Genomic DNA, 13,668 nt, shown 5'->3' with positions numbered 1-13,668 from the left:
TGAGCACCCGATGAGCACCGCCGTCGTCGTGGGCAGCGGACCCAACGGGCTCGCTGCCGCGATCCGCCTGGCCCAGGCCGGTCTCGCCGTCACGGTGGTGGAGGCGCACGACCGGCCGGGCGGCGGGACCCGGACCAGCGAGCTGACGCTGCCGGGCCTGCTCCACGACGACTGCGCCGCCTTCCACCCCACCGGCGTCGCGTCCCCGTTCTTCGCCTCGCTCGGCCTGGAGCGGCACGGCCTGCGCTGGCTCTGGCCCGAGGTCGACCTCGCCCACCCGCTGGACGACGGCCGGGCCGGGATCGCGGCGCGGGACATGTCCTTGTCGGTGGAGTCGCTGGGCGGGGACGGTGACCGGTGGCGGCGGGTCTTCGGCCCCATCGTGCGGCACTTCGACGACCTGATCGCCGAGGTCTTCCAGCCGGTCGTCCACCTCCCCCGGCACCCCGTCACCCTCGGCCGGTTCGGGGCGAAGGCGCTGCTGCCGGCCACCTGGACCACGGCCCGGTTCCGCGACGACCCGGCCCGGGCGCTGTTCATGGGCGTCGCCGCGCACGCCTTCGGGCGGCTCGACACCCCGCTGAGCGGGTCAGTCGGGCTGATGCTGACCGGCACCGCCCATGCCGTCGGGTGGCCGGTCGCCGAGGGCGGCACGGAGTCGATCACGCGGGCGCTGCTGGCCGAGCTGGCGTCGTACGGCGGGCGCGTGGTGACCTGCGTCCGGGTCACCTCCCTCGACCAGCTGCGCGAGCTCCTGGGCTCCCCGCCGGACGTGGTCATGCTCGACACGGCACCGGCCGGCGTACTCGAGATCGTGGGTGACCGGTTGCCCGCCCGGGTGCGGCGCGCGCTGGCCCGCTACTCCTACGGGCCGGCGGCGTTCAAGGTCGACCTCGCGGTCGAGGGCGACATCCCGTGGACCAACGAGGCCTGCCGTCGCGCCGGGACCCTCCACCTCGGCGGCACCGCGGAGCAGGTCGCCGCGATCGAGAAGGGCACCGTGCGCGGGCGGATGGCCGACCAGCCGTTCGTGCTGCTCGGCCAGCAGTACCTCGTCGACCCGTCGCGCTCGTCGGGCTCGGCGAACCCGGTCTACGCCTACGCGCACGTCCCTCACGGCTACTCCGGCGACGCGACCGAGGCGGTGCTCGGACAGATCGAGCGGTTCGCCCCCGGCTTCCGCGAGCGGGTGCTGGCGGTCGCGACCCGCGGGCCCGCCGAGTGGGAGGCCTACGACGCCAACTACGTCGGGGGCGACATCTCCGCCGGCGCGAACACCGCACGGCAGATCGCGTTCCGGCCGCGTCCGGCGCTGGATCCCTACGCCCTGGGGGTTCCCGGGGTCTACCTGTGCTCCTCGGCCACACCTCCCGGCGCCGGGGTGCACGGGATGGGCGGATTCCACGCGGCCGAGGCGGCGCTCGCGCGACTGCGCTGATCCCCACCGCACCAAGGGGCCCGCCGGACTTTGGGCCCTCGCCACAAGAGGGTGACATGACTCTCAACCTAGGTTGAGGTCATGACCCGGACCACCGCAGTCGTCACCGGAGCCGGGCGCGGCATCGGCCTCGCGCTCGCCCACCACCTCGCCCGAGCGGGACACCAGGTGGTGCTCACCGACCTGGACGGCGCGGCCGCCTCACGCGCCGCGGAGGAGGTGGGGCGCGGAGCCGTCGGGATCGCCCAGGACGTGCGCGACGTCGCCTCCCACACGGCCGTCGCGAAGACCGCGGCCGGGCTCGGCCCGCTCTCGGTCTGGGTCAACAACGCGGGCGTGCTGTTCGCTGGACCCGCGTGGGAGCAGTCGGACGACGAGCTGACCACGATCCTCGACGTCAACGTGCGCGGCGTGATGGCCGGCTCGGCCGCCGCCGTACGGACCATGGGACCTGCCGGCGGCGGCATCCTCAACATCGCCTCCATCTCGGCGCTCACGCCGGTGCCCGGCCTCGCGCTGTACGCCGCCACCAAGGCCGCAGTGCTGTCGTACACGACCTCGCTGCAGGGCGACCTGCGGCACGCCGGCCTCCCGATCCGCGCCCGCGCGCTGTGCCCCGACGTCGTCGGCACCGCGATGGTGACCGACCACGCGTTGGACCCGGGCGCCGCGATGCTGTTCTCCGGGCCCCGCCCGCTCGAGGCGGACGCGGTCGCCCGCGCCGGCCTCGCCCTGCTCGACAGCCGCCAGGTGTTTCGCGTCGTCCCGCGCTGGCGCGGCGCGCTGGTCCGCGGCATCGACGCCGCACCCGCCGCCGGCCTGCCCGTGCTCGGCGTGATGCGCCGCCTCGGCGACCGTCGCCAATCGCACTCCTGACCCACCCCGACCCGAGAGGAAGACCCATGAACCAGCGCTTCACCGACCGCACCGCGATCGTCACCGGAGCCGCCGGCGGCATCGGCCTGGCCATCGCCCGCACCCTCGCCGCGGGCGGCGCGAACGTCGTCGTCGCCGACCTCGACGAGGCGGCCGCCAAGTCCGCCGCCGACATCCTGCCCCGGGCGACCGCCGTGGCCTGCGACGTCCGCGACGAGGACCAGGTCCAGGCGCTGGTCGCCACGGCCGTGGCGACGTACGGCGGACTGCACCTCATGGTGCCCAACGCCGGCGTCGCGGGCGTCGCGCCGATCATCGCGATGGACCTGGCCGAGTGGCGCCGCGTGACGTCGGTGAACCTCGACGGCGTCTTCCTCTCGATCCGGTACGCCGCCCCCGCGATCATCGCCAGCGGCGGCGGCAGCATCGTCACCGTCGCCTCGGTCACCGCCACCGCCGGCACCCCGCTCGTCGGTGCGTACGCCGCCGCCAAGGCCGGCGTCGTCAACCTGACCAAGACCGCGGCCACCGAGCTGCGCGACCACGGCGTCCGCGTCAACGCCGTGCTGCCCGGCTTCGTCGAGACCCCGCTGGTCACCGGCCAGGTGGCGTCCTTCGAGTCGATCCTCGGGCTGCCCGAGGGCGGGTTCGCCGGCCTCATCGCCCAGAAGCAGGGCCGGTTCGGCACGGTCGAGGAGGTCGCGAACGCGGTCGCCTTCCTGGCCAGCGACGAGGCGAGCTTCTGCAGTGGCAGCGGGCTGGTGCTCGACGGCGGGCTGGACGCCGGGCTGTTCTGAGGCGGCTGCCCACCGCACCCCCTACGTATCGGTCGTGATTTCCAACGAACCGCGACCAATACGTACGGGGTGCGGCAGATCAGACGGCACGTACGACGGCGAGCGCCTTCGCCACCCGCTCCGGGTCGTCGTACGGCAGCCAGGTGATCCGCGGGTCGTTGCGCCACCACGCGAGCTGGCGGCGGGCGAACTGCCGAGTGGCGACGGCGGTCCGCTCGATCGCGTCCTCGACCGACATCTCGCCGGCGAGGACCGCGATCGCCTGGCGGTAGCCGATGGCGAGCGCGGCGGTGCGTCCCTCGGCGAGGCCCTCGTCGAGCAGCCGGGCGACCTCGTCGAGCAGGCCGTCGTCGAACATCTGCCGCACGCGGGCGGCGATCCGCTCGTCGAGGACCTCGCGGTCGATGGAGACGCCGAGCTGGACGGTGTGCGGGTCGACGTACTCCTGGACGGGGAGGTTCGCGCTGAACGGGGCGCCGGTGATCTCGATGACCTCGAGGGCGCGCACGACACGACGGCCGTTCTCGACCTCGATCCGCTCGGCGGCGACCGGGTCGAGCCCGCGCAGCCGGGCGTGGAGCACCGGGCTGCCGACCTCGGCGAGCTCGGCCTCGAGCCGCGTCCTGACGGCGGGATCGGTGCCGGGGAACTCGAACCGGTCGAGGATCGCCCGCGTGTAGAGCGCGGACCCGCCGACCAGGACCGGCGTGGCGCCCCGGCTCCTGAGGTCGGCGATGGCCGCGCGCGCCCAGCCCTGGAACTCCGCGACGGTGGCGGGGTCGCGGACGTCGAGGGTGTCGAGCAGGTGGTGGGGGATCCCGCGGCGCTCGGCGAGCGGCAGCTTCGCCGTGCCGATGTCCATGCCGCGGTAGACCTGCATCGCGTCGGTGTTCACCACCTCGCCGCCCAGCACCTCGGCCAGGTCGAGGGAGAGCGAGGTCTTGCCGCTGGCCGTCGGGCCGACGATCGCGACGATCGGAGGCGTGGTGGACGTTCCCGGCATGGGATTAGTGTGGCAATGACCCAGATCCGGCGGCCCACTCGGGCCGGGACCGCGAGGAGCAGAGCATGGGATTCATGGACAGGCTGAAGGGCGCCAAGGACACGGTCACCGAGAAGGTCGGCGAGGCGGTCGACAAGCACGGCGACAAGATCGAGTCCGGCCTCGACAAGGCGGCGGACTTCGTGGACGACAAGACCGGCGGCAAGTACCACGACAAGATCGAGGGCGCGACCGGCAAGGCCAAGGACGCGCTCGGCAAGTTGGAGGGCGACGGCCCGGACGCCGAGCCGCCTGGCAGCGACACTCCGCCGTCGCCCTGATCGTCTAGGGTGACCGGCGGTGGCCCAGGTCGGGCCGTCGTACTGACACCGATGGGGGTTTCTCGTGGGCTTTCTCGATGACGCCAAGGACAAGCTGAGCGACGCGGTCGACAGCCAGGGCGACAAGATCGGCGACGCGGTGGACAAGGCCGCGGACTTCGCCTCCGACAAGACCGGCGGCAAGTTCGACGACAAGATCGACCTGGGCGCCGACAAGGCCAAGGACGCCCTCGACTCGCTCGACGGCCAGAACGACGACATCAGCTGACCGGCGACCACCGGCAGAAGCGAGCGCCTCGGTGACCGTGACGGACCCCGCGACCGGGAAGAGCCGGTTCGCCGTCGTCCCCGCCTCCTACGTCTTCCTCCTCCGGGGGACCGGTGGCGGCACGGACACCGAGGTGCTCCTGCAATTGCGGCAGAACACCGGCTACATGGACGGTTTCTGGGCTGCCGCCGCGGCCGGCCACGTCGAGCGCGGCGAGACCGCCGAGGTCGCCGCCCGCCGCGAGGCGCGCGAGGAGATCGCCGTCGACGACCTCGACCTCAGCTTCGTGACGGCGATGCAGCGCACGGCCCACGACCTGCCGATCGACGAGCGCATCGACTTCTTCTTCACCGCCCGCGCCTGGAGCGGCGAGCCGCGCATCGTCGAGCCCGCCAAGTGCGCGGACCTGCGCTGGTTCCCGCTGTCCGCCCTGCCGGACCCCGTCGTGCCCCACGAGGCGGTCGTCCTCGCCGGGCTGCGCACCGGCGACCTGCCGCCGCTGAGCAACCACGGCTTCTGAGAGGTCTGCGCCGCTCGCCAACGGTTACCACCTGTCCAGGTGCTCCCCGAGCGAGAGGAGAGCGATGAACCAGGAACTGCCGCCCCGGCCCGAGCCCGTGGCGGAGCCGCCGGCGCCGCCGCCGGGCGGTCCGCACCGGATCGAGGGAGTCGGTGGGGACGGCGCCTACAGCACCGAGTCACGCGACCCGAGCCCATGGCGCAACCCTGCCACCGACGACGAGCTGCCCGCGGACACCGTCACGCCCGAGGACACCGACACCGAGGCCACCAAGGGCAACCCCGAGGTGCCGCCGGAGTCCGAGTCACCCGCGTAGCAGCCGGGTGTCGAGCCGGGTCTCGACGGCCGTGCCGTCGGGACCCCGCTCGACGAGGTACGCCGCCTTGTCGGCCTTCTCGGTCAGCGCCTCGACCAGCTCGGTGCCGCGGTAGTGCAGCCCGACACCGTCGTCGGTGGCGTAGCCGGACGGCAGCGTGCCGTCGGCGATGAGCTGCTGGAACAGCGGGCGGCGCTGCTCCTCGGAGTCGTAGTGGACGCCGTTGGACCACGGCACCAGCCCGAGCCCGTTGGTGATCGGGCGCAGGTCGGGGCCGAACGAGTCGGTGGTGCCGCCGCTGTGCCAGCAGATCGACCCGGCGGACACGCCGGTGAGCACGACGCCGGCCTCCCATGCCTCGCGCATCGCGTCGCCGACACCGTGCAGGTCCCACATCGCCAGCAGTCCGGCCACGCTGCCGCCCCAGACCCAGATCACGTCCTGCGAGAGCAGGTGCTCTCGGACGTCGTCCACGTTGGGCATGGTGAATAGCGACAGGTGGTTGCCGTGGAAGCCCGCCTCCTGCGCCATGTCATAGAAGTCGCGGACCACGGCGGGCTGGTCACCGCAGGCCGTGGCGAGGAAGCACACGCGCGGCGCGCGGCCCTCGACGCCGGCCAGGTCGACGGCGTACGTCGTCAGCGGGCCGACCGACCACCTGGTTCGTGCGCCGGGCACGACCCCGCCCGAGGTCGCGACGATGGTGGGAGCGTCCGCAGCCACGGCTCACCCGCACACGGGCGCGTCGGGCAGCGGTGCCGGCACGCCGATCGAGGGCATGCCGAGGCCGACACCGGTGGGTGCGGCAGGAGCGGCGGTCCGCCGCTCCCACGCGTCACCCGAGCGGGTACGACGCAGCGCGCGGACCGGGCCGTCAGCGACGAGGTGGTGCGGGGCGGCGTACGTGACCTCGACGGTGACCATGTCACCGGGCCGTGGCTCTCCGTCGACCTGCGAGAAGTCGGCCTCGAAGTGGACCAGGCGGTTGTCGGGCGCGCGGCCGGAGAGCCGGTGGGTCTCGGCGTCCTTGCGGCCCTCGCCCTCGGCGACCATCAGCTCGAGCTCGCGGCCGACGAGACGCTTGTTCTCGTCCCAGGTGATCTCGTTGACCACCTCGACGAGGCGGTTGTAGCGGTCGGTGACCTCGGCCTGGTCCACCTGGTCGGGCAGGGTGGCGGCCGGGGTGCCGGGGCGCTTGGAGTATTGGAACGTGAACGCCCCGGCGAACCTGGCCTCCCGGACGACCTTGAGGGTCTCCTGGAAGTCCTCCTCGGTCTCGCCGGGGAAGCCGACGATGATGTCGGTGGTGATCGCGGCGTCGGGGAGCGCAGCGCGCACCCGCTCGATGATCCCGAGGAACCTCTCCTGGCGGTAGGAGCGGCGCATGTCCTTGAGGACCTTCGAGGAGCCGGACTGCAGCGGCATGTGCAGGCTCGGCATCACGTTCGGCGTCTGGGCCATCGCCTCGATGACGTCGTCGGTGAACTCGGCCGGGTGCGGGCTGGTGAACCGGACCCGCTCGAGGCCCTCGATGTCGCCGCACGCGCGCAGCAGCTTGGAGAACGCCTGCCGGTCGCCGAACTCCACGCCGTACGCGTTGACGTTCTGGCCCAGCAGCGTGATCTCGGAGACGCCCTCGGCGACCAGAGCCTCGATCTCGGCCAGGATCTCGCCCGGGCGGCGGTCCTTCTCCTTGCCGCGCAGGCTCGGCACGATGCAGAACGTGCAGGTGTTGTTGCAGCCGACGCTCACCGACACCCACGCGGCGTACGCCGACTCGCGCTTGGTCGGCAGGGTCGACGGGAAGACGTCGAGCGACTCGAGGATCTCGACCTGCGCCTCCTGCTGGCTGCGCGCCCGGTCGAGCAGCGCCGGCAGGGAGCCGATGTTGTGGGTGCCGAACACGACGTCGACCCACGGCGCCCGCTTCACGACCGTGTCGCGGTCCTTCTGCGCCATGCAGCCGCCCACGGCGATCTGCATGCCGGGGCGCTTCGCCTTGACCGGCGCGAGGTGACCGAGGTTGCCGTAGAGCCGGTTGTCGGCGTTCTCGCGCACCGCGCAGGTGTTGAACACGACCACGTCGGCCTGCTCACCATCGGGCGCAGCCCGGTAGCCGGCGTCCTCGAGGAGTCCCGAGAGGCGCTCGGAGTCGTGGACGTTCATCTGGCACCCGTAGGTGCGGACCTCGTAGGTCCTCGGCTGTTCTGCGGTGGCGCTCATGACCGCTCAAGGGTACGGCGCACGGCGGTGACGACCCGAATCCCTCACCGCTGTCTTGCCGGCGTCTGGTTAGGGTCAGGGCATGGCTGACACCGCTCCCCCAGGCTTCGTCGCCCGCAACAACGAGGTCATCGGCAGCATCCTCAGCATCCTCGCGCTGCTGGTCTCGGTCGGCATGGGCGCCGGGCTGATGTTCGGCACCGGCACCCGTGGCGTCTCGGCGATCCTCACCGTGCTGACGGTGGCTGGTGGTGCGTTCACGCTGCTGCTGCTCGGGGTGGGGACGGTGCTGCGCGGTGCCACGCCGACGGACCAGTGGGAGGCCGAGGAGACGGCCTGGCGAGCCGAGCGTGGCCTCGACCCGCTCACGGACGCCGACCGGGCAGCCTCGGCGAAGGCCCATCGCCGCGCGGCTTTGCTGGCCGTGCTCGCGCTGCTCGTGGGACTGGCGCTGAGCGTGCTGCCTGACATCTTCTAGTTCGGACACAGTCCGGCAACATTGTCGGACGTCCGGGCCGGAGGTACTAGCCGAGCATGGCCCATCGGGACTAGCGTCCACGCGTATGACCGTCACCGACGACGTTCCCGTGGGCGACAACGCGCCCCGCTCCGGCGAATCCCTGGTCGAGCTCGTCGACGTGCAGAAGTGGTACGGCGGGCTGCACGTGCTCCAGGACATCAACCTGAGCGTGGGCCGCGGCGAGGTCGTCGTGGTGATCGGCCCCTCGGGCTCCGGGAAGTCGACCCTGTGCCGCGCGATCAACCGCCTGGAGCCGATCGACTCGGGTCAGATCCTGATCGACGGATCGCCGCTGCCGCAGGAGGGCAAGGCCCTCGCCCGGCACCGCGCGGACGTGGGGATGGTGTTCCAGAGCTTCAACCTGTTCGCCCACAAGACGATCCTGCAGAACGTCGCGCTGGGCCCGATCAAGGTGCGCAAGCAGTCGAAGGCGGAGGCCGAGAAGCGCGCGCGCGAGCTCCTCGACCGGGTCGGGGTGGGCCACCAGGCCGACAAGTACCCCGCCCAGCTGTCCGGTGGGCAGCAACAGCGCGTCGCGATCGCCCGGGCGCTGGCGATGGAGCCGAAGGTCATGCTCTTCGACGAGCCCACCTCGGCCCTCGACCCGGAGATGATCAAGGAGGTCCTCGACGTCATGGTCGACCTCGCCGAGCGGGGGATGACGATGATCGTGGTGACCCACGAGATGGGCTTCGCGCGCACCGCCGCCAACCACGTGGTGTTCATGGCGGACGGCCGCATCCTCGAGACGGGCGACCCCGAGACCTTCTTCACGAACCCGGAGAGCGACCGGGCCAAGGACTTCCTCGGCAAGATCCTCAAACACTAGAAGGAGTAGCGCATGCGACTGAACAGACTGAAGGTTGCCGCGGCAGCCGTTCTCGTGGCGTCGACGCTCGCCGCATGCGGCGACGCCGGCAACGACGACGACAAGGGCATCGAGGTCGACGTCAAGACCGACGCCGCCTCGCAGTTCGACGAGGGCACCCGGATGCGGGAGCTGGCCGACGACGGGAACATCAAGATCGGCGTCAAGTACGACCAGCCCGGCATCGGCTTCAAGGGCGCCACCGACGACGCCCCCGCCGGCTTCGACCCCGAGATGGGCAAGGTCCTCGCCGCGAGCCTCGGCATCGCCCCGGAGGACATCACCTGGGTCGAGACGATCTCGGCCAACCGGGAGTCCTTCCTGCAGAAGGGCGAGGTCGACCTGGTCATCGCGTCGTACTCCATCACCGACGAGCGCAAGCAGGTCGTCGGCCAGGCTGGCCCCTACTACGTCACCGGCCAGCAGCTGCTGGTGAAGTCGGACAGCAAGATCGCCTCGCTCGACGACGTGAAGGGCACTGAGGTGTGCTCGGTCACCGGCTCCACGTCGTTGGACAACATCGAGAAGGCGGGGGCCACGCCGCGCGGCTTCGACACCTACTCGGAGTGCGTCGACCAGGTCCTCAACGGATCCGTCGACGCGATGACGACCGACGGCGCGATCCTGCTCGGCTACGCCGCGGAGCACCCGGACGAGCTCAAGGTCGTGGTCGACCCGTTCTCCGAGGAGCGGTACGGCGTCGGCTACTCCCTGGACCACCCGGAGATGTGCCAGTGGATCGAGGACACCATCAAGGCCGCTCAGGACGACGGCGACTGGGCCAAGGCGTTCGAGGTCACGCTCGGCAAGTCGGGTGTCGACACGCCGGAGCCGCCGGCGATGGACCCCTGCGCCTGATCACCGTCCGCCCGTGGGCCCGGCACCCGGTGCCGGGCCCACGGCGGGTCTGATTCGAACGAGAAGGAGGGTCGCCGACGTGGAGGACGTGTTCTCCCACTTCGACCTGGTGCTGAAGGCGTTCTGGCTCACCGTGCAGCTCGCCTTCCTCTCCGGGGTCGCGGCGCTGGTCCTGGGCACAGCGCTGGCCGCCATGCGGGTCGGGCCGATCGCGGTGCTGCGGTGGGTCGCGGCGACGTACGTGACCCTGGTCCGCAACACACCGCTTCTCCTGATGTGCGTCTTCATCTTCTTCGCCGCCCCCAACGTCGGCCTGCTGAACGGCACCCCCTACCTCCTCAAGGGCACCATCGCGGTCAGCCTCTACACCGCACCCTTCGTCGCCGAGTCCCTGCGCTCCGGGGTCAACGCCGTGCCCCTGGGACAGGCCGAGGCGGCTCGCGCGATCGGGATGACCTTCGGGCAGAACATGCGCCACGTCGTGCTGCCCCAGGCGTTCCGGGCCTCGGTCCCGCCGCTGGCGAGCACCCTGATCGCGATGACCAAGAACACCTCCGTCGTCGCCGTGTTCGGCCTGCTTGAGGCGACCGCGCGCATGCGCTACTTCGTCAACCGCAACGCCGACGACACCATGCTCATCTTCGTGCTCTTCGCGATCGGCTACATCGTGCTCGTCGAGCTGATCTCGCTCGGCGCCGTCGGCCTCGAGCGGCGTTGGAAGGCGGCCCGCTGATGTCAGGATCCGTGCTGTACGACGCCCCCGGCCCCCGCACGATCGCCCGGCACCGCCTCTACACCGCGCTCACCGCCGTCGCCGTGGTCGCGGGGATCGTCGGCCTGGCCCTGTTCCTGGACTCGAAGGGACAGCTGGCCTACAGCAAGTGGGAGCAGTTCGTCACGCCGAAGTACGTCCGCGCACTGCTCGTCGACGGCCTGCTGAAGACCTTGCAGATGGCGTTCTCCTCGATCATCGGTGCCGTGCTCTTCGGCGTCGTGTTCGGCATCGGCAAGCTCTCCGACCACCGGCCGGTGCGCTGGGCCTGCGCACTCGTCGTGGAGTTCTTCCGCGCCGTGCCGGTCCTGCTGCTGATGATCTTCATCTTCTACACCTGGGGCATCGGCGACGGCTTCGGCCCGTACTGGAGCGTGGTGCTCGCCCTGACGCTCTACAACGGCGCCGTGCTCGCCGAGGTGTTCCGCGCCGGCGTCCTGGCCGTGCCGAAGGGGCAGGCCGAGGCGGCGTACGCCATCGGCATGCGCAAGACCCAGGTGATGACGCTGATCCTGCTGCCGCAGGCGGTGAAGATCATGCTGCCCGCGATCATCAGCCAGTGCGTGGTGGCGCTCAAGGACACCAGCCTCGGCTACTACATCGTGGCGCCGGGCCTCACCTACATCGGCAAGGCGATGTGGACGGAGTTCCCCGGGACCCACTTCCAGACCGCGGTCGTGCTCGCGTTCCTCTACATCTCGGTCAACCTCGTGCTGACCGTCGTGGCGACGTGGGTCCAGAAGAAGTTCGTCGGCGAGCACAAGCCGCTCGAGGTCGGGATGACCGCGCTCACCACCCAGGCGAGCACGGTCCCCTGACCGCGCCGGGCGTCACTTCTTCTTGCTGGTGACCCACAGGTTGATGGTGCCGTCGATGACGACGGTGCCGTCGGCGAGCTCGCCTCGGACGCGCACGGGCAGGTCGCCCTCGGCGGTGTCCCACTGCTCCTGGTCGGTCTCGGCGATGCACGTGACGTCACCGGTGGCCTTGGCCGTGTAGCTCACGGTCATGCCCTTGGGGATCCAGCGCTTGGTGCTGGGGATGGTGGCCTCGGCGAGGCCGCCCATCGCCATCTCGAGGCCGTTGCACAGCGCGATCGCGTGGACCGTGCCGATGTGGTTCTGCACGCTGCGGCGCTTCGGGATGACCACCGAGGCGTAGTTGGGACGCAGCTCGGTCACCCGCGGGTGGATCGTGGCGAAGTACGGCGCCTTCTGGCTGAACGCGATCGAGAAGACGCGCTTGCCGAGGGTGCCGCCGACCACGGGGAGGTTCGTCGTGGTCTTCCAGAGGCTGTGGACCTGGGTCATGGAACCCAGATTACTCGCCGGTAACCTCCGGGGCGAGCCTCGTCAGTGGTTCGTGCCCACGATCACACCGTCGGGTCCGACGCCGACCTTGATCGGCAGTCCAGGCAGGTCGACCTCGACCGTCACGCCGCGCTCGCCGTCGCCCGGCAGCGTGATCGTCACCGGACCGGCGCAGATCCGGCGGTCGCCGCAGTCGGTCGGGTTCGGCTTGGTGGTCGGCGGCGTGTCGGTGGGCGAGGTGGCGGGAGACGCCGGCGGGGGCGGCGGGGCGCCGGGAGCGCTGGCGGGTGCGGCCGACGGGCTGTCGCTCGTGGCCGGTGGGTCCGCCGGCTTCGGGTCGTCGCTCGGCGCCTGCTTCGCCGTCCCGGGCGCCGGGGCGGGGGACGAGGTCGTGGGCGCGGGTGCGGCCGGGGTCGGGTCGCTCGAGGCGGGCTCGGCCACCGGCCGGTCGGCCGGGGCGTCGGCCGGGGTCTCCTCCGGCGTGACCGCCGCCGCGGGGCGCGAGGCCGCCGGGGCGCGGTCGGGCTGGTCGCCACCGAACGCGGCGAAGGCGGCGGCCGCCACGGCGGCCACGGCGACGGCAGCAGCCACGGCCACGGCCGGACCGCCCACTCCGGACGCGCCCCCCGACGCGCCACCCGATGCGCCACCCGACGCGCCACCGGTGGCACCGCCGCTCGAGGCGGCGCCCGCGGCGGCGCCACCGGCCGCCGTACCGCCGGCGAGCCAGAGAAGGCCCTTGCCCCCCGCAGGCACGGCGAGCAGCACGATCGGCAGCACGTGGACGGCGAGCTTCTGGTTGACCTCGTCGACGACGAGGAAGGCACTCTGGCAGGAGGCGCAGCCGTCGAGGTGGGCTCCGAACTTCTGCTCGGCGCGGGCGCCGAGGTCGCCCCGGGCGTACTGGCTCATCCGGTGGTGGACCCACCTGCACTGCTCACGGGCCGGCTCGGGACCGGCGTGCAGGTCGAGGTAGGCGCGCTTGAGGCCCTCGCGGGCGCGGTGGGCGAGTGAGGAGACGGCACGCGGCTTGAGGTCCATCAGGGTCGCGACCTCGGCGGGCTTGCGGCCCTCGACCTCGACGTGCCACAGGACCTTGCGCCAGCTCTCCGGCAGCGTGGCGAGCGCGTCGACGGCGACGGTCTCGTCGAGGCCCTCGACGGCCTCCTCAGGGGTGACCTCGGCGGTCTCGGCCTGCTCGAAGAGCCACGGCTGGTCGGACGCGACCGACTCGCGCTGCGAGCGCAGGCCGTCGCGGTAGCCGTTGCGGATGGTGACGTGGAGGTAGGAGCGGAAGCTCGACGTCGGGCCGCCGCCCGCGCTCAGCTGCCCCAGGACCCGCGAGAACGACTCGGCGACGAGCTCCTCGGCGGCATCGGGACCGACCAGGATCCGGGCGAGGTGCCGGGCACCGTCGACGTGGTCGCGGTACAGCTCCTCGAACGCACCGGTGTCGCCGGAGCGCACCCGCTCGAGGAGCTCCTCCTCAGGGGTGCGGGACGCGTCCTCGCCCATCCGATCCTCCGCCATCATTGCGCTGCCTTGTCTCGCGCTCGTCCTGTGTCCAACGATCGAGCGC

Annotated in this window: 17 protein-coding genes; 12 read left to right on the top strand and 5 right to left on the bottom strand. The window is 71.7% G+C overall.

Annotated elements, in window-relative coordinates:
- Positions 1–10: 10 nt before the first annotated feature.
- The 3 genes from FBY23_RS06960 to FBY23_RS06950 all read left to right on the top strand — a co-directional run bounded on the left by FBY23_RS06960 (position 11) and on the right by FBY23_RS06950 (position 3,111).
- Positions 11–1,438, top strand: coding sequence for an NAD(P)/FAD-dependent oxidoreductase (locus tag FBY23_RS06960; protein WP_141797482.1), 1,428 nt, complete (start codon positions 11–13; stop codon positions 1,436–1,438).
- An 81-nt stretch (positions 1,439–1,519) separates the two neighbouring features.
- Positions 1,520–2,314 carry an SDR family oxidoreductase gene (locus tag FBY23_RS06955; RefSeq protein ID WP_141797481.1) on the top strand — a complete coding sequence of 265 codons (795 nt, stop codon included), beginning with the start codon at positions 1,520–1,522 and terminating at the stop codon, positions 2,312–2,314.
- A 26-nt stretch (positions 2,315–2,340) separates the two neighbouring features.
- A complete protein-coding gene (locus FBY23_RS06950; RefSeq protein WP_141797480.1) occupies positions 2,341–3,111 on the top strand; it encodes an SDR family NAD(P)-dependent oxidoreductase in 771 nt (256 codons plus the stop codon).
- Positions 3,112–3,190: 79 nt separating this feature from the next.
- On the opposite strand, the gene miaA is transcribed toward FBY23_RS06950, so the two are convergent.
- A complete protein-coding gene (miaA, locus tag FBY23_RS06945; protein WP_141797479.1) occupies positions 3,191–4,114 on the bottom strand; it encodes a tRNA (adenosine(37)-N6)-dimethylallyltransferase MiaA in 924 nt (307 codons plus the stop codon).
- Positions 4,115–4,188: 74 nt separating this feature from the next.
- Here miaA and FBY23_RS06940 point away from each other — a divergent pair, with 74 nt between their 5' ends.
- From FBY23_RS06940 to FBY23_RS06925, 4 genes are all read left to right on the top strand, one after another.
- Positions 4,189–4,434, top strand: coding sequence for an antitoxin (locus tag FBY23_RS06940; RefSeq protein ID WP_260805799.1), 246 nt, complete (start codon positions 4,189–4,191; stop codon positions 4,432–4,434).
- A gap of 64 nt (positions 4,435–4,498) precedes the next feature.
- Positions 4,499–4,702: an antitoxin gene (locus tag FBY23_RS06935; RefSeq protein ID WP_141797477.1), complete on the top strand. Its 204-nt coding sequence runs from the start codon at positions 4,499–4,501 to the stop codon at positions 4,700–4,702.
- Between the two features lie 31 nt (positions 4,703–4,733).
- Positions 4,734–5,222, top strand: coding sequence for an NUDIX domain-containing protein (locus FBY23_RS06930; RefSeq protein ID WP_260805798.1), 489 nt, complete (start codon positions 4,734–4,736; stop codon positions 5,220–5,222).
- Between the two features lie 64 nt (positions 5,223–5,286).
- Complete coding sequence (locus tag FBY23_RS06925; protein WP_141797476.1) at positions 5,287–5,538, top strand: hypothetical protein; 252 nt, start codon at positions 5,287–5,289, stop codon at positions 5,536–5,538.
- Here the strand turns inward: FBY23_RS06925 and FBY23_RS06920 are convergent.
- Both FBY23_RS06920 and miaB read right to left on the bottom strand, forming a co-directional pair.
- Entirely contained in the window at positions 5,527–6,261 is a 735-nt protein-coding gene (locus tag FBY23_RS06920; protein WP_141797475.1) for a peptidase E, read from the bottom strand. The genes FBY23_RS06925 and FBY23_RS06920 overlap by 12 nt on opposite strands.
- Before the next feature lie 3 nt (positions 6,262–6,264).
- Positions 6,265–7,761, bottom strand: coding sequence for a tRNA (N6-isopentenyl adenosine(37)-C2)-methylthiotransferase MiaB (gene miaB, locus FBY23_RS06915; RefSeq protein ID WP_141797474.1), 1,497 nt, complete (start codon positions 7,759–7,761; stop codon positions 6,265–6,267).
- A gap of 82 nt (positions 7,762–7,843) precedes the next feature.
- On the opposite strand from miaB, the gene FBY23_RS06910 reads away from it, so the two are divergent.
- The 5 genes from FBY23_RS06910 to FBY23_RS06890 all read left to right on the top strand — a co-directional run bounded on the left by FBY23_RS06910 (position 7,844) and on the right by FBY23_RS06890 (position 11,597).
- Positions 7,844–8,239 carry a hypothetical protein gene (locus FBY23_RS06910; RefSeq protein ID WP_141797473.1) on the top strand — a complete coding sequence of 132 codons (396 nt, stop codon included), beginning with the start codon at positions 7,844–7,846 and terminating at the stop codon, positions 8,237–8,239.
- Between the two features lie 85 nt (positions 8,240–8,324).
- Positions 8,325–9,110: an amino acid ABC transporter ATP-binding protein gene (locus FBY23_RS06905; RefSeq protein WP_141797472.1), complete on the top strand. Its 786-nt coding sequence runs from the start codon at positions 8,325–8,327 to the stop codon at positions 9,108–9,110.
- A 12-nt stretch (positions 9,111–9,122) separates the two neighbouring features.
- Positions 9,123–10,007 carry a glutamate ABC transporter substrate-binding protein gene (locus FBY23_RS06900; RefSeq protein WP_141797471.1) on the top strand — a complete coding sequence of 295 codons (885 nt, stop codon included), beginning with the start codon at positions 9,123–9,125 and terminating at the stop codon, positions 10,005–10,007.
- Positions 10,008–10,086: 79 nt separating this feature from the next.
- On the top strand, positions 10,087–10,740 hold the full coding sequence (locus FBY23_RS06895; protein ID WP_141797470.1) for an amino acid ABC transporter permease: 654 nt from the start codon (positions 10,087–10,089) through the stop codon (positions 10,738–10,740).
- Complete coding sequence (locus FBY23_RS06890; RefSeq protein ID WP_141797469.1) at positions 10,740–11,597, top strand: amino acid ABC transporter permease; 858 nt, start codon at positions 10,740–10,742, stop codon at positions 11,595–11,597. Before FBY23_RS06895 ends, FBY23_RS06890 begins: the two co-directional genes overlap by 1 nt.
- Before the next feature lie 12 nt (positions 11,598–11,609).
- On the opposite strand, the gene FBY23_RS06885 is transcribed toward FBY23_RS06890, so the two are convergent.
- Together FBY23_RS06885 and FBY23_RS06880 are read right to left on the bottom strand one after the other, a co-directional pair.
- Positions 11,610–12,089: a hotdog fold domain-containing protein gene (locus tag FBY23_RS06885; protein ID WP_141797468.1), complete on the bottom strand. Its 480-nt coding sequence runs from the start codon at positions 12,087–12,089 to the stop codon at positions 11,610–11,612.
- A 42-nt stretch (positions 12,090–12,131) separates the two neighbouring features.
- Complete coding sequence (locus tag FBY23_RS06880; protein WP_160158183.1) at positions 12,132–13,619, bottom strand: sigma-70 family RNA polymerase sigma factor; 1,488 nt, start codon at positions 13,617–13,619, stop codon at positions 12,132–12,134.
- Positions 13,620–13,668: the final 49 nt, after the last annotated feature.

Origin of the sequence: Nocardioides sp. SLBN-35, from assembly GCF_006715725.1 — a bacterium.
In the GTDB taxonomy this organism is placed as follows: domain Bacteria; phylum Actinomycetota; class Actinomycetes; order Propionibacteriales; family Nocardioidaceae; genus Nocardioides.
This window is presented reverse-complemented; position numbering and strand designations above follow the sequence as displayed.

Excerpts from the sequence above, each read along its gene's own strand:
- FBY23_RS06960 (WP_141797482.1), top strand. The coding sequence starts at position 11 with ATGAGCACCGCCGTCGTCGTGGGCAGCGGACCCAACGGGCTCGCTGCC.
- FBY23_RS06955 (WP_141797481.1), top strand. The coding sequence starts at position 1,520 with ATGACCCGGACCACCGCAGTCGTCACCGGAGCCGGGCGCGGCATCGGC.
- FBY23_RS06950 (WP_141797480.1), top strand. The coding sequence starts at position 2,341 with ATGAACCAGCGCTTCACCGACCGCACCGCGATCGTCACCGGAGCCGCC.
- miaA (WP_141797479.1), bottom strand. The coding sequence starts at position 4,114 with ATGCCGGGAACGTCCACCACGCCTCCGATCGTCGCGATCGTCGGCCCG.
- FBY23_RS06940 (WP_260805799.1), top strand. The coding sequence starts at position 4,189 with ATGGACAGGCTGAAGGGCGCCAAGGACACGGTCACCGAGAAGGTCGGC.
- FBY23_RS06925 (WP_141797476.1), top strand. The coding sequence starts at position 5,287 with ATGAACCAGGAACTGCCGCCCCGGCCCGAGCCCGTGGCGGAGCCGCCG.
- miaB (WP_141797474.1), bottom strand. The coding sequence starts at position 7,761 with ATGAGCGCCACCGCAGAACAGCCGAGGACCTACGAGGTCCGCACCTAC.
- FBY23_RS06910 (WP_141797473.1), top strand. The coding sequence starts at position 7,844 with ATGGCTGACACCGCTCCCCCAGGCTTCGTCGCCCGCAACAACGAGGTC.
- FBY23_RS06905 (WP_141797472.1), top strand. The coding sequence starts at position 8,325 with ATGACCGTCACCGACGACGTTCCCGTGGGCGACAACGCGCCCCGCTCC.
- FBY23_RS06900 (WP_141797471.1), top strand. The coding sequence starts at position 9,123 with ATGCGACTGAACAGACTGAAGGTTGCCGCGGCAGCCGTTCTCGTGGCG.
- FBY23_RS06890 (WP_141797469.1), top strand. The coding sequence starts at position 10,740 with ATGTCAGGATCCGTGCTGTACGACGCCCCCGGCCCCCGCACGATCGCC.
- FBY23_RS06885 (WP_141797468.1), bottom strand. The coding sequence starts at position 12,089 with ATGACCCAGGTCCACAGCCTCTGGAAGACCACGACGAACCTCCCCGTG.
- FBY23_RS06880 (WP_160158183.1), bottom strand. The coding sequence starts at position 13,619 with ATGGCGGAGGATCGGATGGGCGAGGACGCGTCCCGCACCCCTGAGGAG.